Genomic DNA, 26,192 nt, shown 5'->3' with positions numbered 1-26,192 from the left:
TAAGGTTGCGTGTTAGCGTGAAATTTACCCATTAACCGATTTGTCAGCATGTTTTGCTTAAATTCGAATACAGCGCATTTGCGTCGAGCATGATGCTCCGAGTCTGTGATGCCCGGTCACTGGTCGGCACGCGCATTTTGCGCCGATGATTTCATCTGGCGGCAGAGCGATTGCCTGACAATTGCACGATGAGCCCCCATGTCGTTTCTTCAGAACACCAAGATTCGCACGAAGATTCTTTCCGTCATCATCCCGATCTGCGTTGTTGGAATTGCCGGCATCATCGCGATGTCGGAGAGTTATAAAGCGACAAATGATGCCTATGCGGGTCTTCTTACAAACGAGGGGACCGCTACGATCCAGATGGCGCGAGCGAGCCAGCGAGTGGTCGCACTCAGCTATAATGCCTATCAGATCCTTGCCTATAGCGCCAAGGATGCGGAGATGCCGGGGTTTGTCAAAGACTACGGCGAAAACAAGAAAGCCTTGTTGGACTGGTTTGACTCCATAAAGCGTCTGGTCCCGGAACAGGCAGCGTCAGTTGATGTGCTGGCGGACAAAGCCAGAGCAATGACCGCCATCATGGATAAGGCCGTCGAAGCCGGGGCGAAGGACGACAACGAGAACGCCAAAGGATTGCTGAAACAAGCAGATCCGATGATTGAAGACGAGATCCTGAGTGTCCGGCATTGGATAGAGAACGCCAGCAAGAGCGTCGGGACGCAAAGCGACACTTTAACCAGCCAGGCAAATGGCACGATCCTCTATACATTGACGACGCTCGGCATCGTCTTCGTCGCTGCAATCTTCGCCGGCCTGTTTGTCGCGGCCAAGGGTATTACCACGCCGATCGAGAAACTGCGGGAACGCATGGTGTCTCTTGCAGGTGGAGAAACCGAGACATCTGTCATCGGCCTGGGGCGCAAGGACGAGGTCGGCCAGATGGCCGCAGCCGTTGCTGTCTTCCGCGACAATGCGATCGAGCGCATCCGGCTGGAGCGCGACGCGGATGCCAACCGCAGCCTTTCTGATCGGGAACGTATGGAGCGGGACGCACAGAAGACGAGGGAGGCAGCCGAAACCGAATTTGCTGTCAAGGCGCTGGCTGATGGCCTTGGGGCACTGTCAAACGGCAATCTCAACTACCGCATCGACAAGCCGTTCGTCAGCCATCTCGACCAGTTGCGCAGCGATTTCAACGGCTCGATGACAAAGATGCAGCAGGCGCTACGAGCCGTTGGTGACAATGCCCGCGGCATCGATGCCGGCGCCAACGAAATCCGCTCGGCTGCCGACGATCTTTCGAAGCGCACGGAGCAGCAGGCAGCATCCGTCGAGGAAACCGCCGCGGCGCTCGAACAGATCACCACGACAGTTAAAGACTCCACGAAGCGCGCCGAAGAGGCTGGCCAGTTGGTCGCGCAAGCCCGTATAGGCGCCGAAAAGTCGGGTATCGTGATGCGCGAGGCTGTCGCCGCCATGGAGGGTATCGAAAAGTCTTCCAGCGAGATCACGAACATCATCGGCGTTATCGACGAAATCGCCTTCCAAACGAACCTGCTGGCTCTCAATGCCGGCGTCGAGGCGGCGCGGGCTGGCGAGGCAGGCAAGGGCTTTGCGGTCGTTGCCCAGGAGGTCCGTGAACTGGCGCAACGCTCGGCACAGGCCGCCAAGGAGATCAAGGCGCTGATCTCGACTTCCAGCAATCAGGTGCGCAACGGCGTCGAACTCGTGGCGCGGACCGGCCAGTCCCTAAGCCAGATTGTCCAGGAAGTCGAAGAGATCGATGCCAATGTGAAGGCGATCGTCGAGGGGGCAAGGGAGCAAGCAACGGGGCTCGCCGAGATCAACACGGCCGTGAACGCAATCGACCAGGGGACGCAGCAGAATGCGGCGATGGTCGAGCAGTCGAACGCAGCGAGCCATAGCCTTGCAAAGGAAGTCGCATCGCTCAACAGTTTGCTTAGCCAGTTCAACGTCGAGGAAGGCTATAGGCAACCGCGTCTGGCCGTGGCGAGCGAACGTCACCAGCCGGCCGCGTCGCCGGCCCGCTCGCTCAGGGCCAAGATCGTCGGCGCTTTCGACGGAGGCGGTGCAACTGCGACGGCAGTGTCCAAGGACGGCTGGGAAGAGTTTTGAGGAAAGTGAAGATGCGTAAGGGCCAGGGATTTCCCGCCCTTACAGCTCTCGTTCAATGAGGAGCCGGCCATCTGATGTCGGCGGCATGAGTACCCATAAATGGCGTTGCGCAGCATATAGGCATGATCATTTGCTTGGCGGCCGCGACATCGCGGTGCCACTGAACCAGCCAGTGGCACCCCCACTAAGCACCTTAGGCTGCGCGCTTCAGCGCATCGGATATCATGGAGACAATCGTGTCGATCTCCGCCCTGCTGATAATCAGTGGTGGCGAAAGCGCTATGATGTCCCCGGTGACGCGGATCAGCAGACCCTTCTCGAAGCAGTCCACAAACACGTCGTAAGCCCGCGCTCCAGGGGCATCTTTGCGAGGAGCAAGCTCGACCGCTCCGACCAGCCCAAGGTTTCGGATATCGACGATATGCGGAAGACCCTTGAGCGAATGGAGGGCTTCTTGCCAGTGCTCCGCCAGATCGGCCGCTCGCGTCAGCAGTCCTTCTTCCTGGTAGATCTCGAGAGTGGCGAGGCCGGCGGCGCAGGCGACGGGATGGCCGGAATAGGTGTAGCCGTGGAATAATTCGATCGTGTTCTCCGGCCCGACCATAAGTCCATCATAGACCTTGCGACTGGCATAGACGGCGCCCATCGGGATTGTGCCGTTGGTAATGCCCTTGGCGGTGGTGACGAGATCAGGCACGACCCCAAAATAGTCGGTGGCAAAGGGGGTTCCGAGGCGTCCAAAGCCAGTAATGACCTCGTCGAAGATCAGCAGAATTCCGTACTTGTCCGCCGTAGCACGCAATTTCTCCAGATAGCCCTTGGGAGGCAGGACGACGCCTGCTGATCCGGACATCGGTTCGACGATGACGGCTGCAATGGTTTCGGCGCCATGTAGCGCGACGAGCCGTTCCAGATCATCTGCAAGCTCAATGCCGTGCTGCGGAAGCCCTTTCGAAAAAGCATTGCGCTCGATGTCCAGCGTATGGCGCATATGATCTGCCGGAATCTGCGGGAAGACGCGGCGATTGTTGACGAGGCCGCCGACCGAGATGCCGCCGAATCCGACGCCGTGGTAGCCCTTTTCGCGTCCAATGATCCGCGTGCGGGTGCCCTGGCCGATGGCACGCTGGTAGGCGATGGCGATCTTAAGAGCGGTGTCGACGGATTCGGAGCCGGAACCGGTGAAGAACACGCGGTCGAGTTTGGCTTCGCCACCACCAGGCGCATTCGCGGCCAGCTTCGTGGCGAAATCGAAAGCGATCGGGTGGCCCATCTGAAAGGTCGGCGCGTAGTCCAAGGTGGCGAGCTGTCGCTCGACTGCCTCCGCAATCTTCTTGCGGCCGTGACCGGCATTCACGCACCAGAGGCCCGCGGTGCCATCGAGAACCTGGTTCCCATCGACATCGGTGTAGTACATACCGTCTGCAGCGGCCAATAGGCGTGGTGCTGCCTTGAACTGCCGGTTCGCCGTAAACGGCATCCAGAAATTATCGAGAACGGGGGTGTTCGGCTTGCTGACCTGATCCATGATTGGCCTCCTCTTTGGAATGGCAATCAGATCGACGATTTCCCTTCTTCAAACAAGTCCTTTTCTTTACGACTCTAACCAATTGAAATTTATGGCGGCAGCATATAGGTTTTTGCCTATTCTGAACAACAGGAACGCCACCGCATCATGTCCGTCGACATCGGCAATCGTCTCCGCCATCTGCGCATTGCGCACAACCTTTCGCAGCGCGAGCTTGCCAAGCGCACCGGCGTGCCGAATTCGACGATCTCTCTCATCGAGTCGAACGCCTCGAACCCGTCGGTGGGCGCGTTGAAGAGAATTCTGGACGGCATCCCGATCGGCCTGGCGGAGTTTTTCGCATTCGAGCCCGCTCGGCCAAAGAAGGCGTTTTATGCCGCGGAAGAATTGGTCGAGATCGGCAAGGGCGCTATCTCATATAGGCAGGTTGGAGAGAACCTGTTCGGGCGCAGTTTGCAGATCCTGAAGGAGCGCTACCAGCCCGGCGCCGATACTGGAAAGGTACCTCTCGTCCACGATGGAGAAGAAGGGGGGATCGTCCTGTCGGGAAGACTCGAGGTCACGGTTGACGACGAGCGGCGAATCCTCGGGCCGGGCGATGCCTATTATTTCGAAAGTCGACGCCCGCATCGGTTCCGATGTGTCGGGCCGGTAGCTTGCGAGGTGATCAGCGCCTGCACGCCGCCAACCTTCTGATTAGTTACTGCGACCCTCAATGCGAGCGAGTACCCGGTCGAGTGCGGCCGTCAGCGCCTGTCGTCCGCCCTTCTTCTCGAAGTCCGAGAAAACCTGTTCGTTCAGGCCGCCCCTGGTGGCGAATTCAGAGCTTAGAGAACTGAAGGACGTGACGCCCGGTTCGTTGGCCCTTTGCGCCAAACTCGCAAATAGTGGCGCGATATAGGCCTGGCCCTTCGATCGATCGAGCCCATTCTTTTCCAGCCAGTCAGTCGTGAACTCCATGATGCCGAAGAAGGTCGACATCATGGCGCTGGCAGCGGCAAGAAGGTCATATTCTTTTCGGGATTCGCATTGAACGGCGATGCCAAGGGCATCGAAGAGGCCGGCTATTTCGGGATCGGGAGGATAGATGGCCGTCACACCTTGGCGATCTGCCACGAATGGCAAAGGGATCGCCTGCACAAGGTCGATGTCCGCGCGGATCCAGTCGAGCAGACTTTGGCGCTCCACCGTGGCCACGACGCTGACAACGCGTTGCCCATCTTTGAAACGAAGCTCACGTATAACATCTTCGGCAATCTGCGGGCGTATGGCAAGGACGACGATGTCGCTGTGATCGACGACCGTCTGGTTGTCAGCCGCCACAGTTACGCTGTCGAACTTCGCGGCAAGATTTGCTGCGATCTCCGCATTGCGAGGTGAGACATGGATTTTGGATACATGCGCCGGCTCAGCCAGTAGGCCCTGCACCATGGCCTCCGTGATCGCGCCGGTTCCGACGAAACCGATTGCTTTCATCCTCGCCACCTATTCCGCCGCCCGCGCGGGTCCGAGCGGGACATCGGTCGTGTAGTTCTCGCGCATGAAGTTGATGAAGTTGTGCTGGAACTGTCGGGTATGAGCATGGGCGAGTTCATCCGCCAGATCGACGTTCTTATCCCGGATCGCCTCCAGCATCAGGCTATGCTCATCGGTCAGGAGATATCCCTCGTGGGTACGCTCGAGATACTCGAAATGCAGGTGCAGCATACGCTGCCCCTGAGACAGGAGCTTGTGATAGAAGGATGCCAGATACTGGTTCTTGCCGGCATGGGCGATCGCCATGTGGAACTCTTTGTTCGCCTCCGACATCGCCAGATGATTTCCGGTTTTGACGGCGGCCGCAAATGCCCTTTCCCGTTTGGCAATCAGCTTCAGGTCGGTTTCGGTTCGCAGTGCCGCAGCCAGGCGCGTGTTCATCCTCTGCGCGATGTCGAGCGCCTCCACGTATTTCGGAAAGGTCGCCACTTCGATTGGCGCAACGATCGTGCTGCGGTTGGAAAGCGTGACGACGAGTTCGTCTCCACCCAAGCGGATCAGGGCTTCGCGCACCGGCGAGCGCGACATGTCAAAACGCTCGGCCAAGGTCATTTCATCGAGAAGCTGACCCGGCGGCAAGGTGAGAGAAAGAATCTCGCTTCGCAGCGTATCGTAGACGCTCTTCCATCCGGTTCCCCGGATTCGTTTCACTTCAGCCTCGTCAGACACTTAGGTACCTTTCATTCGCAGATGCCGCATTGGGTCAAAAAAGCATCATGTCAGCAATGTAGTTTTTTCGTTTGATTTTGTCGACATGCTGTTGACGTGATTTGCTGGTCAACCCGCAGTCCGCCATAGGCTGGCCGAAGAAGACTTGCGCCTCTCAGAGTAGGTCTTCGCGAAGTTCACGTACGCCGCGTCCGAGACGTTGGCGCAAGAGCGTGCGCAAGGTCGCCCCATCGACGTATCCCACCTCAGCGGCGATGGCGTCGAGGTCGAGCCCGCTGCCATGGATCAGGTTTTGTGCTCGTTCGACCCGAAGGTCCTGAAAGTAAGATAAGGGTGATTTGCCGAGCACTTCCTGGCAACGGCGCTGCAGGGAGCGAGGGCTTGTCGCCAGCGCGGCGGCGGCTTCCCGCAACGAGAAGCCGTCCTGCAGATGCTCCCGCGCCCATCGCTCGAAGCGCAGGATAAGGGGATCGGCCTGCGCCAAATGATTGGGAATGATGTAGGGCGCTTGCGAGGAGCGGATGTCCGCGAGCAGGTAGATCGAGATCAAACTGCCCCTGACCGAAACCGGGCTGATGACCTTTGAGTTTATCCCCGTCGGCCCGCTCGCGCCGCTAGGCCGCCTGATCCAGAGCAAGTAAGCTCTGGAGCTATCGTTATAAAACACCCGTCCTTATCAGTGGCGTCATAGGCGCCACTGGCAGGCTTTCCCGTCCTTCACAAGGCTCGGTTGCGCCGAGGCGGCCGGTGATTGTCGAGATCGTCGGCAAGATCCTTGAGAAGGTGATCGCAGGTCGCAGGCCTCAGACGAGCGCTTCTCGGTTAAATCTCATCGGGCGCGCCAGTTGCTTTGCGTGGATGAGCTAGTACATCCGCAACCTCATAATGTCCGTTAAGCCGCTTCGAGGAGTCTTTTGGTGCGCGCAAGACCGCGTTCGCAGGTTCCCCAAAAGCTCGCATGACTTTGCGGCGGAGTGCGCGCGCCGGCGAAGCTACTGGCATTGACGAGCCGTCGCTAACAGCAATCTTTGGTAACGCGGTTCGCCGCTTGAAACGAGCAATCATCCTTGCGGCTCGGGAGGCGCTTTGCTCGAATTGCGCTGCTCTGGATACGTTGAGCGTGGACCGGATCGTTGCCATTGCGAGATTGACGTTTCTTTGAATTTGTCCAATGGAACCTCGAAACTGGCCACGCATGGATGCCGATAAATCGCCATTGGCCAGCGCCTCGGTTACTCGATTGATCTCAAGCACGCCCTCTTCTAACGTCCAGACCATTCTGTTAACGGCAATCGCTGCGCGGTCGAGGTTGGGATCGTCGTAACCCTCAGCCATGCGAGCGGTAAGGTCACCTTCAATAACCGCCGTGGTCAACGTTTCAATGTCAACGGCAAAGGCGCTCTCTCCGTTGACGGATGAAGCGGTATCCGTTCCCTCCTTGTCGGCCCGTGGGGGCATTCCCGCTACCGTTCCCGCTTCAGACATGATCGCTGTCGTTAACGCAGGATCCCCCGCATCCGCACGATGAACAGGGGTTGGGCTTTCAGATAATTGCGTGCTGTTGACGAGCGTTGCTAAGATCACTGCGATGCCCAGACCCAGCGTACCGATCAGTGCGACGTCTTCGAAGTTTGGGATGGGATGGTGGGCGAGAGCGACAGCCTGGGCGAGGGCGACTAGCAGCAAGGCGATAGTGGCGCGAAGCTTTGTTGTGAGACTTTGCATTCTGCTATCCAGTTTGCCCGCATCCGTAGTTGAGCAAGAAAGTGGGACACCCACGGCCACCTCAAACCAGTTAGGCTGTCACCAATCCTGACTGGTTGTTGAGCGGCTTGCCGGCGTCAAACGCGATCCAGCAAGCTTCTAAAAGCTTAACGGGAGCTTGAGGGGCGTGTCTCCTGGCGGGCTCTCTTCCGGAATGCTTCCACTTTTGTGCCGATTCCGGATATTTGTGCGAAAATTGGATGAAGATCAGGGGGGATTCGCTGCAGCTAGCCGCGCGAGCCGGCTCAGTAACCGAACAAGGAGGTGGTGATCATATCAGCCGCTTTCACCGACTGCGAGCGGGTCTGAGAGGAGAAGACCCATTCCAGGACCGGAGCGCCGTACCTGCGATTGATCACTAAGGAATAGCAGCCGCTATACGGTTCTTTGGCGCTCGAGATTTCAGGTTCGTGCGGCGGTCGAAACCTCGATTGGCGGCGTGATCGGCTTTGCGATCAGCATCTCGCTCAACTTCATGTCCTTGGCAGCCCTGTCAGCAAATGCTTCGCGGGACGCTTAGGGACGATGCCACTTTGGGCTCCAGGCGGCTGCTCATCGACAAAGCCGCCGGCGTGCTTTGACAGCGGATCTCGGTAACGAGATGGTCAGCGAGCCTGACGGCGAAGGCGACGGCTGGAAGCGTGGGGTTAGCTTGTCCGGACGTGGGAAAAATGCAGCTTCCGGCGATGTAGAGGTTGACGATGTCGATGATGCGACAGTTGTGATTGACGACGGCGTGCTTGCGGTCGACGCCCATCTTGGTCAACCCGATCTGATGGTAGCCATCCTTGGCTTGCGCATCGATATGCTCTTCAAGGTGTTCGGGTGCTGTGTCGAAGATCAACTTGCCTATTTTGCGCTCCTTGAGCCATCGATCGAGGGCAAGATGCGCGTTGAGCGTGCCGCTGATATCCTGAGGTAAATATCGGAACGAGACCTCGAGCTTGAACTGGCCATCCGCATCTTGCTCGGGCTTGAGGAAGGCGCGGTTTGAACTGCTTGGAATTTGCTCCCCGTGGTAGCGAAGCCCGTATTTGAGGTCAGGTCTGCGGAGCACAAGATATGGCTCAGCGACGCCGTATTTTTGGCGAAGCAACTCCAACGCGGAAAAGGTCGCGCCAATCGGATGGCGCAGGACATTCTGCAGCACGTTATAGTAACGGGATCGATCGGCCTCGCCCCACGTCGCTTTGTGGACGACCGCCTTCTTACTGTTCCAGAGATATAGCAGCGAGAGCGCTGGGTCGGCCTCACCGAAAGCGGCCCTCCGGTTCGTCGGCCAAAAGGCAATATTTGGCAGCTTGAGTGTCCGTTGCAATTTGGGGCCAGGTTGAAACCGGTTACACACGAAGGTTCCGGTGGATGTGCGCTTAAAAAGATACCGTTCGGCATGCTCCTTGGTAGTGAATTCGATCTGCGCGATCTGTCCGGCGAGGTGTCCCATGTAGAAGCGCCCGAGCGGCCCGTCGCTTCCGCCGAACAATTGCGGATACGCGACCTGAAGGTTCAGCAGCAGCCGGGTATTGCCTCTGCCTCCGCAGGCCAGCACATAATGCTCAGCACATACCTTGTAGGAGCCACCGCGGCAGCCAATCGATATGGAATGTAGCCGTCCTTGCACGGGGTCGAACCCCAGAGCTTTGACCCTCGCGTCCAGGATGACGAAGAGGTTCTGCGAAGAGGTGAGCTCAGCCCTGTTAGCCTTCGCTGTGTTGCGTATGCGTGTCCAGCTTTCCCGGGACGCCGGAAAATCAGTCTCCGATTCCGGCTCCGATCGCTCGCCGGTGACGTTGCTACTTAAAAGAGACCGCGCGCGCTGGTAGAACGGCGAAATCTTTTCGTGAGCAATAGGCCAGCCGGAGTGTGCGACATAATCCCTTGCTTCGAAGTCTATATCGTCCAGCTCAACGCATTGCCCACCCCATCGTTCGGACGTGCCGCCAAGTCCGGTGGCAGAGGTAACTTGGTCCGCAGCGTGATAGATGTCGTCGTCTATATCGAAACCTGTTTCGTTTCGTTCGGGTCGTTTCGATTGTTTCGGGCCGGCCTCGATAAGCAGCGTTCGCATACCGCGCCTGCTCAATTCGAGCGCAGCGGCAATACCGACCGGACCTGCACCCACAACGCACACGTCAAAGCCGTGCTGAAACACCTCTGGACCCGCAAACATTTTCGCCCCCAACGTTCGAGCAATGTCCTTATGGTAATAGCCGCAATCACCTTTCCGTCCCCTGGCGGCACTGCGGATCGGCCTCGGCGCGATCGCCACCTGATTGAAGGCGGAGGCGCGGACCTAACGCAGCACGCTAATGCTTCACAATCTGCAGAACAATTTCACCTAAAGTAGAATGAATCGGCTCGTCACCTCGGGCAAAAGGATTAGTGACGGCCTTGCACGCTCCACGATGACGTTCATCGCCCAGCCGAAAAAGCGATCCGCGATGGCAACCGAAGATAGCGTCGAGATACAAGAAAACATCTAGTTCAATTTGATGTTTCCAACAGCGCAATCATAGTTTTGGCACTGTTTTCGCGAGCATCCATCGGGACCCGCGAGCAATACGAAAACAATACACGGCCTGACCGTGATGTGATGACGGCAGCCGTTCTCGCAAGCTTAGCGCGCCGCGGGCGCTGCGTTCACGCGCTGACGATGATGATGCCGGCGTCGTCGCTCATGCGCCGATTTCGATCATGATGCGATCGCCTTCCAGCTTGACCGGATAGGTTCTCAGATTGATGCATACCGGCGCACCACGAGCCTCTCCCGTCTTGTAGCTGAAGCGTCCATTGTGTTTTGGACACTCGATAATGTCATCCATGACAAGCCCGTCGGCCAGGTGAATCTTTTCATGGGTGCACAGCCCGTCGGTTGCGAAAAATTCGTCGTCCGGGCTTCGGTAGATCGCGAATGTTCGTCCGGCGTGATCAAACCGGAGGACGTCCTCCTGATCGATATCGTCGGGTGCACACGCGTCGATCCATGTCGTCATTTATCGTCTCCTCGCTATTGCCCGCCGGCGGCTCGCCACCAAGCGCAAAAGATGTTGTCTTGCGGGAGGAGCGTCGCGCTGGGACTCAGGGGCGCTGTCCCTGAGCCTTGATCTCGCTCAGCTTTTCCTCCCCGAGCAACATCGACCATGCGCGAAATAGCGCTTCACATTCCACGCCGATTATGATCATTTTTGATCAGGGGAGAAACAGAATGAAGAAAGCTCGCTTGGTCGATATTGCGGCCGCCGCAGGCGTCGGCATTGCAACCGTCGAGCGCGTTCTTAATGAGCGAGGAGGGGTCAAGCCCCAGACGGCAGAGAAGGTGGTGCTGGCCGCCAAGCGGCTGGGATATAAAGGGGTGATCCCGAATCTCTATCGCGGAACGATCCGCATCGAGGTCATCCTTGTGAGACCTGAGTCGCCGTTCTTCAGCAGGCTCAATCGCGCATTTGAACGGATTGCCGCCTCATTGGACAGCTCGATTGCCGTTCACAGAACCTTCGTCGAGGAGAACGATCCCGAGAAGTTTGCCGCCCATATATCCAACAGCGCCATCCGCCGCCATGCCCTGATTGTTGTCGGCCTCGACCATCCGAAAATCAGGCAGAGCCTGGATCACGCCCGTAGTGCCGGCATAGAAGTCGTCCAGATCGTTTCCTACACGTCCGGCAGGGACGATGTGTTCGTGGGCATCGATAATTACGCGGCCGGACGAACCGCGGGCTTCTATATGTCCCGAATGCTTCGACCGGCGGCGGGAAGCATCGTCGCCATCTGTCATAGCTGGGCCTATCAAATTCATAAGGAGCGCATTCGCGGTTTTTCCGATTACCTCGCCGCCCACGGCAACCCGGCGCATCAGTTTTCGGAGGTTATATTCGGCCTGGATGACGATGTGAGATCCGCCGAATTGCTGAGACAGGCGTTACGTCGCGGGACGGATATCGCCGGCATCTACAATGCCGGCGGCGCCAATCTCGGTGTTGGATCGGTTCTTCAGCGCTATCAGCAGCAGGAAAAGAGGGAGTTCATCTGGATCACACATGAACTCAACGACGAAACGCGCCGCTTCATCGTTTCAGGGCTGATGACGCTTGTTTTGGATCAAGCTCCGGAAACCCAGGCGAGACGCGCATTGGACACCGTTCTTTCGAGATTGGGTGTCATCGACGTGCCTGTTAGCCGGGATCCGGTTCCGTTCCTGACGTATACGGCGGAAAATATCGTAGTCAAATAGCGCGCACTGCCCAGGATTGAAGTCACGATCTCTGGAAGATGAACTACCGCTCTCTTTGACAAAGCCGAAAACGCTATCAGCAGGGTTCGTTGAGAATGTAGTTCAATCGTTCCCCCTACGTGTCCACCAGCGATCCTTGTTTCTCAAGCACTACGACGCTACATTCGTTAGAGGGAAGTTCGGTAGTGTGGAAGATGTCGATTGTTGCAGTAAAGGTTCTATCCACTGTCAACGCCCCTTATGGGACGGCGCTTTCGGCTGAGCAGTTGGCATCAAAGATTTCAGATCCTGCCAGCGCCGACTATTTCGATCCGTCGGCCTTCTCCTTCTTTTCAGAAGTGGATGAGGGCCTGCAAAACTTGTTTCTGGACGAAATGCATATCGATCGAGTGATAGCCTCCGATCTTGCCCGGAAGTTCTCGGTACTCGCTGGTTATACGCTGCCTCTGGCGCGGGTGGCATAGTTGATTAAATACGCTGAAAGCAAATGGGCCGATCTCTTTGACCAGGCCACCAGCATCATCGACCAAGCAAACCGCGAATTCAACTTAATCGACAGTTGGACCTTTGGGGGCGGTACGGCGCTGATGCTCCAGATCGATCACCGCGAAAGCTTTGACGTCGACATCTTCGTTCAAGATCCGCAACTTTTGCCGTATCTCAATCCGCAGACACAGGGATATGAACTCGATATCAGCCCGGACGGATACGAATCCGACGGATCGAGAGCATTAAAGATCGTCTTCGAAGGTGTCGGCGAGCTCGACTTTATCTGCGCCCCAAGTTTGACCGATAACCCAACGATAGAGGCACGGGTGCGCGGGCGAGACGTCCTGCTCGAAACTCCCGCGGAAATTATCGCAAAGAAGATATATTATCGCGGGGCGTCTATGCAGCCACGTGACATGTTCGATCTCGCCTGCGTGGTGAAGGCCCTCGGAACAGACTATGTCGTCAAGACCCTGTCACCCTTTAGAGATGGATGCGAGAAGGCTCTGAACGTCGCTCGCCAGATGAACCCGCAGTTCGCGGAGGCCATCATGAAGAAGCTACTGTACCGCGAGAGCTTCTCTGAGATTCCGGCAGAGGCGCAGGCAATGACAGTTGAGCTTCTGGAGACTGTCTGCGCCCTTCCAACAGGCGCACAGCCCAGCACATAGTATAGTAACTTAATTACTCGACAACGGGGCCGACAAAGTACCTGTTATTATCGATGGACCTTTGGGTGAACGCCCTGCCCATGGTGCGTCTGGCGACCCGAACGCGGGTGAATCTGATTGGTGGCGGTGCTATCTACGGAAAATATCGGGCATTTTTCGCCGCCAGCCTGAACGGCCAAGGCGGAGCCTGCGAAGGAGGGATCGCAGGCTCCGGCATGTCCCGCCGTCAACAGGCCGCTCGGGCGGGGGGAGAACCAAATTGCGCCTATGAAGCATGGCGCGCCAGCAAGCCCGGACGCGGGCTTGGGCCTTAAGCTAGCTCGGGGTTTCAGAGCTGCGCGCTTGCTTTTCGGCGTATTTTCGTGCCCGCTCCATAAAGCGTCTGTTCATGCGGTCTTCGGCCTCTTTCGAGCCGTCATGGAACGTGCCGAACCACTTGTCGAGCGGGATGACACCGTCGGCGTAATTGCACTCGAAGAACTTGTGATGCAGGTAGTGGTCGTAGGCGTGGGTGTCGATGGCGGCATCGTCTGCGATCACGATCTTATCGAAGCCCGCATGGCCAGGGGCTGGCGCGAGGGCTGCATGGGTCAGATGGAAGAGGGCATGGATCGGATTGGAGGGTACGATCCAATGGATGAGCGCGCCCGAGAAATACAGCAGATGCTCTACGGGGTGCATCGCAAGGCCAGACCACGGGCCGGGGTTGACATTGTTATGATGCAGCTTGTGAACGGCATGATAGAGCGGCGGCCAGTGAATGAGGCGATGGACCAGATAGAAATGCAGGTCGCGGAATGCCGGGATCAAAAGCATGATCACAGTGCAGTAAACCGGATGTTCGGCGAAATCGACATAGGGAATGATGCCGTTCGCGAAAGCCCATAGGGTCAGGACTTCGAAGGCAGTCCAAAGCGGGACCGCGCTTGCGAATGTCCAGATCACATTGTCGATGGTCTGATTGCTGAAGAGAAATGCCGAATTGTTTTTGGACGGCCACTTGCCGTTATATTTGAAACTCGTGCCCTGCTTCTTCTGCATGTAAAGCCGCAAATGAAACGCACCGAAGAACAGGAAGACGAGGGTGGCATTGCGCGCGAGAAGATAGGCGATCCAGCCCGGCTCAAGGGTCTTCATCGTCTCCATCGAGGGTGTCGCATAGAACCACAGTAGCGTTGCGACGACAGCATAGACGGCGTTCCAAGGCATGAGATACCCCGGATATCCAAAGAACCATTTCAGGAAGGCGGCCGGCTGGGCCGGCCAGATGAAGACAGGAGGATATTTGAGAAGCTTGTTGGGCTTCCAGTCCCCTCGTTTGTCGCGCGTGCCGTAGAGCGTGTCATCCATCGTGTTCCTCCCAATTTCCGGAATGCATGCGATCAGTCTCACCGACGCCGGTTCGAAACGACAGCAGAGTTTTGATGAAAATTACTCAGACCAACCGTGAGGACTTTGCTCTATCAGGTGGCGGCGGGTGAGAAGGGAGGCCGCCGGCCTCCCCATGTGCGTCACCCTAGCGTTGCCACTGATAGAATGTCGTCAGGTTCAGCTCAGTTGAGATGCTCGAACTGGACCATGTTCTGGTTCGTCACCAGCTTGAAAGGGATCCAGACTTCCCTGTCGATCTGGTCACCCTTGATAGCCTTCACCGCGGTGTCGACAGCGCCTCGACCCTGCGCCTTGGCATCCTGGAACACGGTGACCTTGAGGTCGCCGGCCTTCATCGCCTGAAGAGCGTCGGGCGTGGCGTCGATGCCCGCAACGAGGGTCTTGTCCGTTGAGCCGCCGGCGTTCTTGATCGCGGCAATCGCGCCAAGCGCCATCTCGTCATTGTTGGCGATCACGGCATCGAATTTCAGGCCGCTGGTCAGCCAGTTCGAAACAAGGTCGGCGCCGTCGACACGGCTCCAGTTGCCGACCTGCTCGCGAAGGACCTTGATGCCGCCGCACTCACCGGACTTCAAGACGTCATGCACGTCCGCAGTCCTCTGTCGGGCTGCTTGGCTGGTGAGGTCGCCGATCATGATGACGATGTCGCCCTTTCCACCCAGCATGCGACAGACTTCCTTGGTCTGCAGCGTTCCAGATTCTGTTTCGTTCGATCCCACGAAGGCCTGCTTCTTGCCAAGGCTCGTCAAATCGGTCGGCTGTATATTGACATAGATCAGCGGAATGCCTGCCGCTTCTGCGATCTTGCTCATTGCCGGTGTACCGTCGGAATCCACAGGATCAACGATGATGGCCGAGACGCCGCCAGCCGCGAAGTTCCGCACCTGATCCAACTGCTTGTTGACGTCGTTGGCGGCGTCTTCCACCTGCAGATCGATGCCTTTGGTCTTGGCGTAGTCCTGCATGCCGTTGGCGATCAGGGTTTGAAAATTGGTCGTCAGATAGCCCATCGAAACGCCGATCCGATCGGCGGCATAGGCTTGCGACGACAGCACGAGCACCAGCGCACTTGCGCCAAGAAATTTCAGCATGTTCTCCTCCCAGGAAACAACGACCCAATCAGTCGCTGGAAAAAGTTACCGACAGCGCCTGTTAACGTCCGAGAGTATTTTGATGAAAAAACCTCAAGGCTCGCGGCTCGCCGCGCGCAAGCACATCCGCTTTGCAATGAAATATCGCTATGATCAAAACCCATCACCGGACGGTCTCGCAAAGGCATGGAATTCGTGATCTGTGCAGCCCATGGAGGGGAGGCGCCATGCAGGACATGCTCATATTCCAGTCGCTTTGGGCCATGGAGCGACGCAGCGCGAAATATCCGGAGCTCACTCTCGAAGAGAATTTGGACAAGATCGCCGCCGCTGGCTTCGACGGCATCAGCGCCCATTGGTCCGACCGTGACGCAGTGCGCCGAATTGCCGGCCTGCTCAGGCATCATGGTCTGCAGGCCGAAGGACAATGCTTTCCGAAGACTGTCGACGATCTGAAGCCGGTGCTTGAGATCGCCGCCGAATGCAACGTGCATCACCTCTGCCTGCAGCCCGACGTGCGGTTACGGCGCCTGGAGGATTGCCTTCCCTTGCTTGAGGGCTGGCAGCGGCTGGGCGAGGAGGCCGGCATCGATGTCCTCATCGAGACACACCGCGACCGTATGACGACCGATCTATTCTTCATGCTCGATCTGCTCGATCGCTTTCCGGATTTGCGGCTTTTGGGGGATGTCTCTCATTTTCTCGTCGGCCGGGAATTCGCCTGGCCGGTATCCGACGAAAATCATGCGCTCATCCACCGGATACTCGACAGTTCCTGGGCCTTCCACGGCCGGGTCGCCTCGCGTGAGCAGGTCCAGATCGAAATCTCCTTTCCGCATCACCGCCCCTGGGTCGATCTCTTTCTCGGCTGGTGGGAATACGGCTTCAGAAGCTGGCGAAAACGCGCAGGCAGCGACGATGTCCTCGCTTTCACCTGCGAGTTAGGACCGAAGCCCTATGCGATCACGGGAAGGGATGGCGAGGACACCACGGACCGATGGGAGGAATCTCTTCTTCTGATGCAGGAGGTGCGTGCGCTCTGGGCGAGAACTGCCGGCTGACGCGAGGTTCGCTGAATGTACGCTTTGCTCTCCGAAGGCGACCCAATTGTTGGGTCGCCGAAGCCGAAGCTGGCGGCGATCTCTGCGAGGCAGCGATCGCCGGATATTCAAACGCATGCGGCCGTCTAGTTTGGCCCCAACCCGGCAAGCGGGTCAGTAGTCCCAGAAGACCGGTACCCAGCGAAAGTGATCGCCGTCGATTGCCACCCGGCCGACGGACGGGAAGGGCAAATGCGTAGCGACCAACTGTTCGCCGGTCGTCGCCAGCTCTGTCAAAAGACGGACGCGGACGCGGGCGGCCTCTTCGGGGTCATGTTCGAAGCCGTTGTACCAGTCGGGATGTTCGAAGCCGACCGCGAACACGGCGTCGCCGGCAAAGGTCAGCCGATCTCCGCCGGATGCCAGGCGGACTACACTGTGGCCGGGGGTGTGGCCGCCGGTGCGACGGACGATCACCCCTGGTGCCACCTCGTATTCATCATCAAACAGCCGGAAATGGCTGCGGTACTCTTCTGCAAAGCGCTTGGCGGTCGCCCGAAGCGCGTCCGGGAAGCCTGGCGGCATGGCGACATGGCTGAAGTCGGGCGCCTCCCAAAACTTGACCTCGGCGGCAGCCACGTGGATTCGCAGGTCCGGACGCAGGCGATCCTTCACCCCCTCGACGAGGAGGCCGCCAATGTGGTCCATGTGCATATGGGTCAGCACCACGTCGGTCACGGACGCAAGATCGATACCGGCGGACTCCAATCGCTTGATCAACTGACCGGCCCGCGGCAGGTTCAAGTTCGGGTCCAACCCGAGCCCGGCGTCGATGAGGATGGTCTTCCCACCGCTGCGTACCAGGACCACGTTCAGCGACCAGTCGAAAGCGTCCGGCGGCAGGAACATATCGTTCAGCCAGGCCGCGCGGTCGGCCGCCTCGGCATTATGTCCCAGCATCGTGGTCGGGAGCGGTAGCACCCCGTCGCTGACCACCAGTACGTCAATCTCGCCGATCCGCACCGCATAGCGCGACGGAACCAGATCATCGGGGCCCGATTTGACGGGTTGAGATGCGTTATCCAATCTCATCTTTGTTTCCTGCTGACCAATCGTGCGGGGTTTTGTTTCTGCCTGCGACATGATGCGCTCCTATTTTGCGTGAACGAGACGTGTCGGCTACGAGCCACGTCGCGAACTCTATGTTGAAGCGAATTGGCAATCGATCGGGTCAAGGGAGAGGGAAGGCTACACCTGAGGACAGGGCAGGCTGTACCCTCAGCGGATCGCAGCGAAGATTTGGTGTGGAAGAGCTGGGATGAAGGAGCAGACACGCATTCGCCCGCCCAACGGTGCCCCGCGCTCGGCGTTGGTTCAAAGCCGCTCGGTGTCTTCGATGTCCGCGACACTCTCTAAATGCTGTTTCGAGCAGGAAGGATGGTCAGGAGCAGTTGCTATTCCTCCACCTCGACCGCCTTCCCCACGCCCTCATGGGCGTCTCAATCAAAACGCTCCGCGTCTGTTGAGCGAAATCGCGTAAACGCTCGTGGTTGCCGTGATGAAGAGCTTGTGTTTGCCGCGTCCGCCAAAGCAAAGATTGGAGGCGGTTTCGGGGACCAGGAGCTTACCCATGAGATGCCCGTCCGGCGCGATGCAATGGACGCCGTCGCCGGCCGAGGACCAAAGATTGCCGTCGCTGTCTATCCGCATCCCGTCCGCACACCCTGGCGAGATTGCATGAAAGACATCGCCGCCGGTCAGGCGCCAATTTTCTGCGACGTCAAAGACGCGAATATGACGTGGATCGTCGGTGTGCATACGGCCGGTGTCTGCAACATAAAGCTTCTTTTCATCCGGGCTGAACGCCAGCCCGTTCGGGCAATTGAAATCGGTGAGCACGGCTGCGATCGAACCTGAAGGATCGACGCGATAGACATTGCAAGGCAATTCCTGCTCGCTTTTGTATCCTTCGTAATCCGTGGCGATGCCGTAATGCGGGTCGGTAAACCAGATGGCGCCGTCGGAAGCCACGATGACGTCGTTCGGCGAATTCAGCCGCTTGCCCTGATAGCGCTCGGCGATCACCGTGATGGAGCCGTCAAATTCCGTGCGGGTCACGCTCCGGCTGCCGTGCTGGCAGCTCACGAGACGGCCTTGCCGATCGCGCGTGTGGCCGTTGGCGAAGTTCGATGGTTCGCGGAAGACGCTCGTGCCGACACCCGGGATCCACCGCATAATGCGATTGTTCGGAATGTCGGAAAAAAGGAGGCAATTCAGGTCGCCGAACCAGACGGGCCCCTCAACCCAATCGAAGCCGCTGGCGATTTGTTTGACGGGAGCATTGCCGAGGACGAACCGGCCGAAAGCCGGATCGATGATTTCGAAAAACGACATCTCTTACATTACCTCTCATCATTCAGCATCAAGGCATCGATCGACCGGCGAGCCGTGCCTGGCTCAGGAAAAGACGATCTGCGCCTTCATGGCCCGGCTGCGGTCAGAGGCGATCTCGAAAGCGCCGATGGCGTCCGCGAGCGGCACGGAATGGGTGATCAGCGGCCTGACATCGATCAGGCGCTTGCGCACCAATTCAACGCCCGTGGCAAATTCCTCATGGAAGCGGAATGAGCCGCGCAGATTCAGTTCCTTGGCGGTGATAGTCTGCATCGGCAACGTCATGTCGCCTCCAAGACCCAGTTGTATGATGATCCCGCGAGGTCTGAGCGCCGCAATCCCGCTGGTAAGAGCGGCGGCAGCCCCCGAGCATTCATAGAGAACATCGAAGGTTCCTTTGTCGGCCGAATAGGCGCTAAGCGCCTCCGGTTCTTCCTTCGTATTGATGACCCGGTCCGCGCCGGCCTCCTTGGCAAGCGAAAGTGTGAAGTCTGAGAGATCGGTTGCAACGATTTCCGCTGCACCGGCCCGGCGGGCGGCCAGGATGGACAAAACGCCGATCGGTCCGCAGCCGGTCACGAGAACCCGCTTGCCCAGCATTTCGCCGGCGCGCTTCGTCGCGTGCAGGGTGACGGCCAGCGGTTCGGCCATCGCCGCTTCGCCGGCCGTGAGGCCGTCGGCGGGGACGCATTGAATGGCATCGGCAACCAATATTTCGCGGAATGCGCCCTGAATATGCGGGAAAGGCATGGCGCTGCCGTAGAAGCGCATGTTCAGGCACTGATTGTGCAAGCCTTGCTGGCAATAGCGGCAGGTCCGGCAGGGGCGCGACGGCGAAACAGCGACGAGTTGGCCAACTTCGAGCCCCTGAACACCGGCGCCAAGGGCCAGGACCGTAGCGCTGACCTCATGTCCCAGGATCATCGGCTGCTTCAGGCGCACGGTGCCGAAGCCGCCGTGGTTGTAATAATGCAGGTCACTGCCGCAGATACCGCCGGTCGCGAGCCGCAGCTTGACCTCGCCCGCACCCGGCTCTTCGTCCGGATACTCCTCGATCCGCAAATCCTTGGCGGCGTGAGCGACGATGGCCTTCATGTCTTTCTCCTCAAAGAACGGGGGTGGGCAGCGGCTGACCGGCAAAATGGGCGGTCAGATTATCGCGGACAAGCTGGCCCATGGCCTTGCGTGTCTCGATCGTGCCCGAGGCATGGTGGGGCTGCAGAAGCACATTGTCCAGCGCCAGAAAACGCGGATTGAGCTTCGGCTCGCCTTCGAAGACATCGAGCGCCGCCGAACCGAGCTTGCCCGTCTCCAGAGCATCCAGCAACGCTTCCTCATCGATGTTGGAGGCGCGAGATATGTTGATCAGCATGCCTTCCGGACCGAGCGCTTCAATGACCTGCCGTCCCACGATATGGCGTGTCGCGGCAGAGGCCGCCAGCGTCACGAAAAGAAAATCGGATTGCTCTGCAAGTTTAACCGGATCGGCGACGAATTCCATGTCGTTTGCGTAAGGTTTCGCTTCGACGTCGGAGTAGGCGATCTGCATGTCGAAGCCTTTCAGCCGCTTGGCGACCTCGAAGCCAATCCGGCCAAGGCCCAGAACGCCGGCCCGCCGTCCCCATACACGCCGCTTCAACGGATAAAGGCCCTTGCCGACCCAGCTTCCATCTCGCACCCATGTCTCGGCGCCGAGCATGCCGCGCGATTGGCAGAGCATCATGGCGACACCTAAATCGGCAACATCGTTGGTCAAGACATCGGGAGTGTTCGTCACGCGAATGCCTCGTTCCCGGCAGGCCCCAAGATCGACCGCATCGAAGCCGACGCCATAGACCGAAATCAGTTCGAGGCTGGGGCAGGCTTCGATCATGGCCCTGTTAGCGCCGAGTTCGCCGCGCGTGGCAATTGCCCTTACCGATGGCCCGACCTCCGTCAGAAGCGCAGCTTTGTCCTCGGCCGCGAAATAGCGGTGGACATGAAACGCCGCGTCGAGGGGTTCCTGATCCCATTGCGGATAGGGGCCTACCTGCAGGATAGTGGGCTTTTCCATCTTTTCGTTTCCTCCCTTGATACTGGCCTTGACACCAGATGTTATCGATAACATAAACAAGCATACCGGCATTTGTCGAGATGAAAAAAGGAGAAAATCGTGTCTCTTGGCCTCTTCGATCTAAAAGGGCGGCGTGCGCTTGTGACGGGTTCGTCGCAAGGCATCGGCCTGGCTCTTGCCCAAGGACTGGCGGCCGCGGGCGCCGAGCTGGTGCTCAATGGCCGCGACGTGGAAAAGCTGACGAAAGCCGCAGCTCTGTTTGACGGCACAGTCCACATCCTGCCATTCGACGCGACGGATCACGAGGCTGCGCGGCATGCCGTAGATGATTTCGAAGCCAAAACCGGCGCTATCGACATATTGGTCAACAATGCAGGCATGCAGTACCGCACGCCGCTCGAAGATTTTCCCGCAGATGCATTCGAACGGCTTCTTCGAACCAATATATCGAGCGTTTTCAACGTCGGTCAGGCCGTCGCTCGCCATATGATCAAACGTGGCGCAGGCAAGATCATCAATATTGCCAGCGTCCAGACTGCGCTGGCGCGGCCCTCGATCGCGCCCTATACGGCAACCAAAGGCGCAGTCGGCAATCTCACCAAGGGCATGGCGACGGATTGGGCGAAATACGGACTGCAATGCAATGCCATCGCACCAGGCTACTTCGACACGCCATTAAATGCGGCGCTGGTCGCCGATGCCGATTTCTCAGCATGGCTTCAGAAGCGCACGCCGGCCGGGCGCTGGGGACGGGTCGAAGAACTGGTCGGCGCCTGTACCTTCCTTGCCTCCGAAGCATCCTCTTTTGTCAACGGGCACGTGCTTTATGTCGACGGCGGTATCACAGCGTCACTCTGAGGCCGTGCGGCCGCGACGGTTCGTCATCATGGGAGTTTCCGGCTGCGGCAAGTCGTCTGTTGGCGCAGCGCTCGCCTATCGTCTGTCCGGCATCTACATCGATGGCGACGACCTTCATCCGGCGGCAAACGTCGCCAAGATGAGCGCGGGTGTGCCGCTCACCGATGCGGATCGATGGCCTTGGCTGAACAGTGTCGGGGACTGTCTTGCGCAAGCGGAGGAAACGGTGCTGATTGGGTGTTCCGCACTGAAGCAGACTTATCGCGACAAGATCCGTGCGGCGGTCGAAGGGCCTGTGCGCTTCATTCATCTTGCTGGAAAAAAGGAAGTGATTGCCGCTCGCCTGCAAGAGCGGCAGGGGCATTTTATGCCGGCCGTCTTGCTTGAAAGCCAGCTTGCTGCACTTGAGCCGCCTGGACCGGCCGAGCAGGCAATCACCGTCGATATCGATCAACCGTTTGATGCGGTCATAGCGGCTATTATCGCCGCGTTGGAGGAGGAAGAGCTATGAGCAGCAAAATTGCGCTGATCGGCGCAGGCGCGATGGGCGGAGCCATCGGCGCGCGCCTTGTGGAGACGGGAAATCATCTGACGGTCTTCGATCTCGACAAGGAAAAGGTTGCCGCGCTGACGGCCAAGGGAGCCAGTGCGGCGATGAGTGCTGCCATGGCCGCATCGATATCGGATTACGTCATTCTCAGCTTGAACTCGCCGCGGATCGTGCGTGCGGCGGTCTTCGGCCCCGGCGGCGTTGCCGAGGGCGCCAAGCCCGGAACGCTGATTATCGACATGTCCTCCATCGATCCCGATGCGACCAAGGCGCTGGCCGCGGACGCGCAAGAAAAGGGTCTGCGATGGGTGGATAGCCCGCTCTCCGGCGGTGCGCCAAAGGCTCTGATCGGCGAATTGACACTGATGGCCGGCGGCCGCGATGAGGACGTCAAGGATGCGCATGAGGTGCTTCGGCATGTCGCCTCGAACTATACCCATATGGGCCCGCCCGGCGCCGGCCAGACCACGAAACTGATCAATCAGGTGCTCTGCGCGCTGAACTTTCTCGCTGTCGCGGAAGCAACCCAACTGGCGCTCGATGCCGGCGTTGATGCTGCCAAGATCCCGCAGGCGCTGAAAGGGGGACGAGCCGACAGCGCCATTCTCCAGGAATACATGCCGCGTTACGTCGCCAAGGACTACCGTCGCACAGGCCGCATCGACAACATGGTCAAGGATCTGAACGGTGCGCAAGATCTCGCCCGGCGCACCAACACCGCCATGCCGCTAACGGCCGTCTGCGCCGAGGTGCACCGCATGCTGACGGCAGCCGGCCTCGGCGGCGAGGACCAGGCCGCATTGATGGAATTTTTCAAGGGGCCGAACAAGGAGATCGCCGAATGATTACCCGATACGCATTATTCGAAGGCAAGGTTAAGGACGGAGAGGCGGCCGCATTTCGCGACGCGGTGATGGAGACCATCCTGCCGAAATGGAAGCAATTTCCCGGTGCTCTCGATGTGCGGGTGACCTTCGCCGAAGCACGAGACGAAGGTGCACCGGAATACCCGATGATTCTCGCGGTCAACTATCCGGACTTGGCTACGGTGGAAGCCGCGCTCGCGAGCCCTGTTCGTGCGGAAGCCCGCGCGGCGACGGAAGCCGTCCTGTCCCGTTTCTTTGAAGGGCGTATTCATCACCATGTCACGGTCGCCCACGAATTCGTGCTCTGAACTCATTCTGCGCTGACGATGTTGGGTGCGGAGCCGAAAGGCTCCGCATTTTCATTTCGGGATGGCGAAGGGTTCCTCTTGCCATTCGAAGTAAAGGCATATTACTCTCATGGTAACGATAACACGGGCCATAGATGAGCAAAAATCGCAAACCGCCGACCATGGCAGACGTAGCCCGCGTGACGGGGGTTTCCCCGATGACGGTGTCGCGTGCATTCAAGGCCGACAGTCTGATCAGTAAGGAGAGAAGAGAGGCCATCCTCCAGGCTGCCGAGGATCTCGGTTACGTTTTCGACAGCACGGCCTCCAACCTGCGCTCACAGAAGTCCGGTTTCGTCGCGGTTACGATTCCTTCGATCAACAACGCCAATTTCGCCGATACCGTCGGCGGGCTTTCCGATACGCTGGCCGCGCGCGACATGCAGATCCTGTTGGGTTATACGAACTACAACACGCAGGAGGAGGAGCGGCTCATCGAGCAGCTCTTGCGCCGTAAGCCGCAGGCGATTGTCGTGACCGGCGGCAAGCATACGGAACGCGGGCGACGTCTGTTGGAAACGATCAATATCCCCGTGATCGAGACCTGGGATATTCCCGCCGAACCGATCGACCATTACGTCGGATTTTCCAACGCCGGTGCCGTTCGCGACATGGTGGACCACTTCGTCCGCTCCGGCTATCGCCGCATCGCCTTCATCGGCGGTGATGTCGGGCGCGATACGCGCGGTAGTGAGCGGCGGGTCGGCTTCTCTGCCGCCATGCAAGCGCATGGGCTTGATGCATCGCGCCTGATCGCCGCCGGCCTGCCGCCCATTTCGATGCGCGAAGGCGCCAATGCTATGGCGAAATTGATCGAAACCTATCCGGATACTGAGGCGGTCGTCTGCGTGTCCGACCTTGCGGCCTATGGCGCGCTGACCGAGTGTCGTCGTTTGGGCGTTCCCGTCCCGGAACGTTTTGCGATTGGCGGGTTCGGCAATTACGAGATCGGCGAAGTCTGCGTACCCACGCTGACCACGATCAATGCCTTCGCACGGGAAATCGGAGAAAAGACCGCGCGTTTGATCCTCGATATCCTTGATGGCAACGAGGGCGTCGATGTCAGGATCTCGCCCGAACTGATTGTACGCGACAGCAGCCGATAAATTCTTGCTGATAGGCTCGCCGAAAAAGAGCAACGCCTGAAGGTATTGCGGAACCGTTGAATTGCACGCAATCGATTGCGGTCCCAATCCGTTTGGGGAAGAACTGCTCCCTCCCGCCGGAAGATTCCGGAACTCTTGGCAATCCACGTGAGCCACCAAGGTCAACGAAATGTTCGCCTCGGTTGTCGTTGCGGGGGCATGGAAAGCACGACGAAAGCGCCCTATCTCCTTGATAAGACCCGTGGCGGCTACAACAGGCGACCGCTGTCGCAACCAAGCAGCGCGAGCGGAAAGGGAAGGAACAGATGATCTTTTCCGAACTCCAGCAGCAGATTCGCGATCTTGCCCGCGACTTTGCCCGCGAGCGCCTGGCGCCAGGCGCAGCCAAGCGTGATCGGGAGCATCTCTTCCCGCGCGAAGAACTGAAGGAGATGGGCGAACTGGGTTTGCTTGGCATGCTGGTACCGGAAGCCTATGGCGGGTCGGATGCGGGTGTCGTCGCCTATGCCATGGCGCTTGAGGAGATTGCCGCAGGTGACGGCACGTGCTCCACGATCATGAGCGTGCATAGCTCGGTCGGCTGCGTGCCGATCTTGAAGTTCGGTACCGAGGAGCAACGGCAGCGCTTCCTGCCGAGACTGGCGAGCGGCGAATGGATTGGCGGCTTCGCGCTCACCGAGCCACAGGCTGGCTCTGATGCCTCGAACCTGAAGACCAGGGCAAGGCGCGATGGCGATCATTATGTACTTGATGGGGCCAAGCAATTCATCACCTCAGGCAAGAACGGCCATGTCATCATCGTCTTTGCCGTTACCGACCCTGGCGCCGGCAAAAAAGGCATCACTGCCTTCATCGTTCCAACGGACATCGCAGGCTATGAGGTGATCCGCGTAGAGGAAAAGCTTGGGCTGCATTCATCTGACACCTGCCAGATCGCCTTCAATGGCGTACACGTTCCGATCGAGTTGAGGCTCGGTTCAGAAGGCGAAGGCTACCGCATAGCACTCGCCAATCTCGAGGGCGGTCGGATCGGCATTGCGGCTCAGGCAGTCGGCATGGCGCGGGCGGCCTTTGAGGCGGCGCGCGACTATGCTCGCGAGCGCACGGCCTTCGGCAAGGCGATCATCGAACATCAGGCTGTCGCATTCCGCCTTGCCGACATGAAGGTGCGGATCGAGGCGGCCCGGCAACTCGTTTTTCACGCCGCCTCCTTAAGGGAAGCCGGGCTGCCCTGCCTGTCGGAAGCCTCGATGGCTAAGCTCTTTGCCTCGGAAATGGCGGAGCGCGTCTGCTCCGACGCCATCCAGATACATGGCGGCTATGGCTACATGGCCGATTACCCGGTCGAGCGCATCTATCGCGATGTGCGCATCTGTCAGATCTATGAAGGAACGAGCGACGTGCAGCGCATGGTGATCGCCCGCAATCTGTGAGAACCACATGCGGCCCCCGCTTCTGGAGGAGAGGA

The 26,192-nt window shown here is 58.6% G+C and carries 25 protein-coding genes; 12 read left to right on the top strand and 13 right to left on the bottom strand.

Annotated features, from left to right (window positions below; all coding sequences use genetic code 11):
* Positions 1–198 precede the first annotated feature (198 nt).
* Positions 199–2,139, top strand: coding sequence for a methyl-accepting chemotaxis protein (locus ACXHXG_RS24155; RefSeq protein WP_457900966.1), 1,941 nt, complete (start codon positions 199–201; stop codon positions 2,137–2,139).
* A gap of 193 nt (positions 2,140–2,332) precedes the next feature.
* Here ACXHXG_RS24155 and aptA read toward each other — a convergent pair whose 3' ends face one another.
* Entirely contained in the window at positions 2,333–3,667 is a 1,335-nt protein-coding gene (aptA, locus tag ACXHXG_RS24150; protein WP_457900965.1) for an omega-aminotransferase AptA, read from the bottom strand.
* Between the two features lie 147 nt (positions 3,668–3,814).
* Between aptA and ACXHXG_RS24145 the strand changes: the two genes are divergently transcribed.
* A complete protein-coding gene (locus ACXHXG_RS24145; RefSeq protein WP_260304069.1) occupies positions 3,815–4,363 on the top strand; it encodes a cupin domain-containing protein in 549 nt (182 codons plus the stop codon).
* Here the strand turns inward: ACXHXG_RS24145 and ACXHXG_RS24140 are convergent, their stop codons facing one another.
* The 6 genes from ACXHXG_RS24140 to ACXHXG_RS24115 form a co-directional block, all read right to left on the bottom strand.
* Positions 4,364–5,143 (bottom strand): pyrroline-5-carboxylate reductase, encoded by a 780-nt coding sequence (locus ACXHXG_RS24140; RefSeq protein ID WP_457900964.1) that lies wholly within the window; start codon positions 5,141–5,143, stop codon positions 4,364–4,366.
* Positions 5,144–5,152: 9 nt separating this feature from the next.
* On the bottom strand, positions 5,153–5,872 hold the full coding sequence (locus ACXHXG_RS24135) for a GntR family transcriptional regulator (RefSeq protein WP_457900963.1): 720 nt from the start codon (positions 5,870–5,872) through the stop codon (positions 5,153–5,155).
* A 154-nt stretch (positions 5,873–6,026) separates the two neighbouring features.
* Positions 6,027–6,422 (bottom strand): helix-turn-helix domain-containing protein, encoded by a 396-nt coding sequence (locus ACXHXG_RS24130; protein WP_457900962.1) that lies wholly within the window; start codon positions 6,420–6,422, stop codon positions 6,027–6,029.
* A gap of 272 nt (positions 6,423–6,694) precedes the next feature.
* Complete coding sequence (locus ACXHXG_RS24125) at positions 6,695–7,597, bottom strand: methyl-accepting chemotaxis protein (RefSeq protein ID WP_457900961.1); 903 nt, start codon at positions 7,595–7,597, stop codon at positions 6,695–6,697.
* Between the two features lie 532 nt (positions 7,598–8,129).
* The gene (locus tag ACXHXG_RS24120; RefSeq protein ID WP_457900960.1) at positions 8,130–9,806 is read right to left on the bottom strand and encodes an FAD-dependent oxidoreductase; all 1,677 of its coding nucleotides are present in this window, start codon (positions 9,804–9,806) and stop codon (positions 8,130–8,132) included.
* 505 nt (positions 9,807–10,311) lie between these two features.
* Entirely contained in the window at positions 10,312–10,629 is a 318-nt protein-coding gene (locus ACXHXG_RS24115; RefSeq protein ID WP_260304064.1) for a MocE family 2Fe-2S type ferredoxin, read from the bottom strand.
* A 212-nt stretch (positions 10,630–10,841) separates the two neighbouring features.
* Here ACXHXG_RS24115 and ACXHXG_RS24110 point away from each other — a divergent pair, with 212 nt between their 5' ends.
* From ACXHXG_RS24110 to ACXHXG_RS24100, 3 genes are all read left to right on the top strand, one after another.
* On the top strand, positions 10,842–11,867 hold the full coding sequence (locus ACXHXG_RS24110) for a LacI family DNA-binding transcriptional regulator (RefSeq protein WP_104827036.1): 1,026 nt from the start codon (positions 10,842–10,844) through the stop codon (positions 11,865–11,867).
* Positions 11,868–12,061: 194 nt separating this feature from the next.
* Positions 12,062–12,331, top strand: a complete 270-nt coding sequence (locus tag ACXHXG_RS24105; protein WP_104827035.1) for a hypothetical protein — start codon at positions 12,062–12,064, stop codon at positions 12,329–12,331.
* Entirely contained in the window at positions 12,332–13,027 is a 696-nt protein-coding gene (locus ACXHXG_RS24100; RefSeq protein ID WP_260304062.1) for a nucleotidyl transferase AbiEii/AbiGii toxin family protein, read from the top strand.
* Positions 13,028–13,342: 315 nt separating this feature from the next.
* On the opposite strand, the gene ACXHXG_RS24095 is transcribed toward ACXHXG_RS24100, so the two are convergent.
* A complete protein-coding gene (locus tag ACXHXG_RS24095) occupies positions 13,343–14,377 on the bottom strand; it encodes a sterol desaturase family protein (RefSeq protein WP_285170001.1) in 1,035 nt (344 codons plus the stop codon).
* A gap of 203 nt (positions 14,378–14,580) precedes the next feature.
* On the bottom strand, positions 14,581–15,510 hold the full coding sequence (locus ACXHXG_RS24090; protein WP_260304060.1) for a sugar ABC transporter substrate-binding protein: 930 nt from the start codon (positions 15,508–15,510) through the stop codon (positions 14,581–14,583).
* A gap of 227 nt (positions 15,511–15,737) precedes the next feature.
* Between ACXHXG_RS24090 and ACXHXG_RS24085 the strand changes: the two genes are divergently transcribed.
* Entirely contained in the window at positions 15,738–16,571 is an 834-nt protein-coding gene (locus ACXHXG_RS24085) for a sugar phosphate isomerase/epimerase family protein (protein WP_457900959.1), read from the top strand.
* A 153-nt stretch (positions 16,572–16,724) separates the two neighbouring features.
* On the opposite strand, the gene ACXHXG_RS24080 is transcribed toward ACXHXG_RS24085, so the two are convergent.
* From ACXHXG_RS24080 to ACXHXG_RS24065, 4 genes are all read right to left on the bottom strand, one after another.
* Entirely contained in the window at positions 16,725–17,693 is a 969-nt protein-coding gene (locus ACXHXG_RS24080) for an MBL fold metallo-hydrolase (RefSeq protein WP_283053809.1), read from the bottom strand.
* Positions 17,694–18,053: 360 nt separating this feature from the next.
* Positions 18,054–18,944, bottom strand: coding sequence for an SMP-30/gluconolactonase/LRE family protein (locus tag ACXHXG_RS24075; protein ID WP_457900958.1), 891 nt, complete (start codon positions 18,942–18,944; stop codon positions 18,054–18,056).
* Positions 18,945–19,007: 63 nt separating this feature from the next.
* Positions 19,008–20,039, bottom strand: coding sequence for an L-idonate 5-dehydrogenase (locus ACXHXG_RS24070; protein WP_457900957.1), 1,032 nt, complete (start codon positions 20,037–20,039; stop codon positions 19,008–19,010).
* 10 nt (positions 20,040–20,049) lie between these two features.
* A complete protein-coding gene (locus ACXHXG_RS24065; protein WP_457900956.1) occupies positions 20,050–20,997 on the bottom strand; it encodes a 2-hydroxyacid dehydrogenase in 948 nt (315 codons plus the stop codon).
* A 99-nt stretch (positions 20,998–21,096) separates the two neighbouring features.
* Here ACXHXG_RS24065 and ACXHXG_RS24060 point away from each other — a divergent pair, with 99 nt between their 5' ends.
* The 6 genes from ACXHXG_RS24060 (at position 21,097) to ACXHXG_RS24035 (ending at position 26,157) form a co-directional block, all read left to right on the top strand.
* Positions 21,097–21,855, top strand: coding sequence for an SDR family oxidoreductase (locus tag ACXHXG_RS24060; RefSeq protein ID WP_457900955.1), 759 nt, complete (start codon positions 21,097–21,099; stop codon positions 21,853–21,855).
* A gap of 28 nt (positions 21,856–21,883) precedes the next feature.
* Positions 21,884–22,366 (top strand): gluconokinase, encoded by a 483-nt coding sequence (locus ACXHXG_RS24055; RefSeq protein ID WP_457900954.1) that lies wholly within the window; start codon positions 21,884–21,886, stop codon positions 22,364–22,366.
* Positions 22,363–23,250: an NAD(P)-dependent oxidoreductase gene (locus tag ACXHXG_RS24050; RefSeq protein WP_457900953.1), complete on the top strand. Its 888-nt coding sequence runs from the start codon at positions 22,363–22,365 to the stop codon at positions 23,248–23,250. The genes ACXHXG_RS24055 and ACXHXG_RS24050 overlap by 4 nt, the downstream gene beginning before the upstream one ends.
* On the top strand, positions 23,247–23,579 hold the full coding sequence (locus ACXHXG_RS24045; protein WP_104827008.1) for a hypothetical protein: 333 nt from the start codon (positions 23,247–23,249) through the stop codon (positions 23,577–23,579). Before ACXHXG_RS24050 ends, ACXHXG_RS24045 begins: the two co-directional genes overlap by 4 nt.
* Before the next feature lie 134 nt (positions 23,580–23,713).
* Entirely contained in the window at positions 23,714–24,724 is a 1,011-nt protein-coding gene (locus tag ACXHXG_RS24040; protein ID WP_104827007.1) for a LacI family DNA-binding transcriptional regulator, read from the top strand.
* Between the two features lie 305 nt (positions 24,725–25,029).
* A complete protein-coding gene (locus ACXHXG_RS24035) occupies positions 25,030–26,157 on the top strand; it encodes an acyl-CoA dehydrogenase family protein (protein WP_457900952.1) in 1,128 nt (375 codons plus the stop codon).
* Positions 26,158–26,192 lie beyond the last annotated feature (35 nt).

It is taken from the genome of Rhizobium sp. LEGMi-198b, from assembly GCF_054114205.1.
This window is presented reverse-complemented; position numbering and strand designations above follow the sequence as displayed.

Excerpts from the sequence above, each read along its gene's own strand:
- ACXHXG_RS24125 (WP_457900961.1), bottom strand. The coding sequence starts at position 7,597 with ATGCAAAGTCTCACAACAAAGCTTCGCGCCACTATCGCCTTGCTGCTA.
- ACXHXG_RS24050 (WP_457900953.1), top strand. The coding sequence starts at position 22,363 with ATGAGCAGCAAAATTGCGCTGATCGGCGCAGGCGCGATGGGCGGAGCC.
- ACXHXG_RS24095 (WP_285170001.1), bottom strand. The coding sequence starts at position 14,377 with ATGGATGACACGCTCTACGGCACGCGCGACAAACGAGGGGACTGGAAG.
- ACXHXG_RS24055 (WP_457900954.1), top strand. The coding sequence starts at position 21,884 with ATGGGAGTTTCCGGCTGCGGCAAGTCGTCTGTTGGCGCAGCGCTCGCC.
- ACXHXG_RS24115 (WP_260304064.1), bottom strand. The coding sequence starts at position 10,629 with ATGACGACATGGATCGACGCGTGTGCACCCGACGATATCGATCAGGAG.
- ACXHXG_RS24065 (WP_457900956.1), bottom strand. The coding sequence starts at position 20,997 with ATGGAAAAGCCCACTATCCTGCAGGTAGGCCCCTATCCGCAATGGGAT.
- ACXHXG_RS24035 (WP_457900952.1), top strand. The coding sequence starts at position 25,030 with ATGATCTTTTCCGAACTCCAGCAGCAGATTCGCGATCTTGCCCGCGAC.
- ACXHXG_RS24080 (WP_283053809.1), bottom strand. The coding sequence starts at position 17,693 with ATGTCGCAGGCAGAAACAAAACCCCGCACGATTGGTCAGCAGGAAACA.
- ACXHXG_RS24110 (WP_104827036.1), top strand. The coding sequence starts at position 10,842 with ATGAAGAAAGCTCGCTTGGTCGATATTGCGGCCGCCGCAGGCGTCGGC.
- ACXHXG_RS24145 (WP_260304069.1), top strand. The coding sequence starts at position 3,815 with ATGTCCGTCGACATCGGCAATCGTCTCCGCCATCTGCGCATTGCGCAC.
- aptA (WP_457900965.1), bottom strand. The coding sequence starts at position 3,667 with ATGGATCAGGTCAGCAAGCCGAACACCCCCGTTCTCGATAATTTCTGG.
- ACXHXG_RS24155 (WP_457900966.1), top strand. The coding sequence starts at position 199 with ATGTCGTTTCTTCAGAACACCAAGATTCGCACGAAGATTCTTTCCGTC.
- ACXHXG_RS24085 (WP_457900959.1), top strand. The coding sequence starts at position 15,738 with ATGCAGGACATGCTCATATTCCAGTCGCTTTGGGCCATGGAGCGACGC.
- ACXHXG_RS24045 (WP_104827008.1), top strand. The coding sequence starts at position 23,247 with ATGATTACCCGATACGCATTATTCGAAGGCAAGGTTAAGGACGGAGAG.
- ACXHXG_RS24090 (WP_260304060.1), bottom strand. The coding sequence starts at position 15,510 with ATGCTGAAATTTCTTGGCGCAAGTGCGCTGGTGCTCGTGCTGTCGTCG.
- ACXHXG_RS24070 (WP_457900957.1), bottom strand. The coding sequence starts at position 20,039 with ATGAAGGCCATCGTCGCTCACGCCGCCAAGGATTTGCGGATCGAGGAG.
- ACXHXG_RS24075 (WP_457900958.1), bottom strand. The coding sequence starts at position 18,944 with ATGTCGTTTTTCGAAATCATCGATCCGGCTTTCGGCCGGTTCGTCCTC.
- ACXHXG_RS24105 (WP_104827035.1), top strand. The coding sequence starts at position 12,062 with ATGTCGATTGTTGCAGTAAAGGTTCTATCCACTGTCAACGCCCCTTAT.
- ACXHXG_RS24120 (WP_457900960.1), bottom strand. The coding sequence starts at position 9,806 with ATGTTTGCGGGTCCAGAGGTGTTTCAGCACGGCTTTGACGTGTGCGTT.
- ACXHXG_RS24140 (WP_457900964.1), bottom strand. The coding sequence starts at position 5,143 with ATGAAAGCAATCGGTTTCGTCGGAACCGGCGCGATCACGGAGGCCATG.
- ACXHXG_RS24040 (WP_104827007.1), top strand. The coding sequence starts at position 23,714 with ATGAGCAAAAATCGCAAACCGCCGACCATGGCAGACGTAGCCCGCGTG.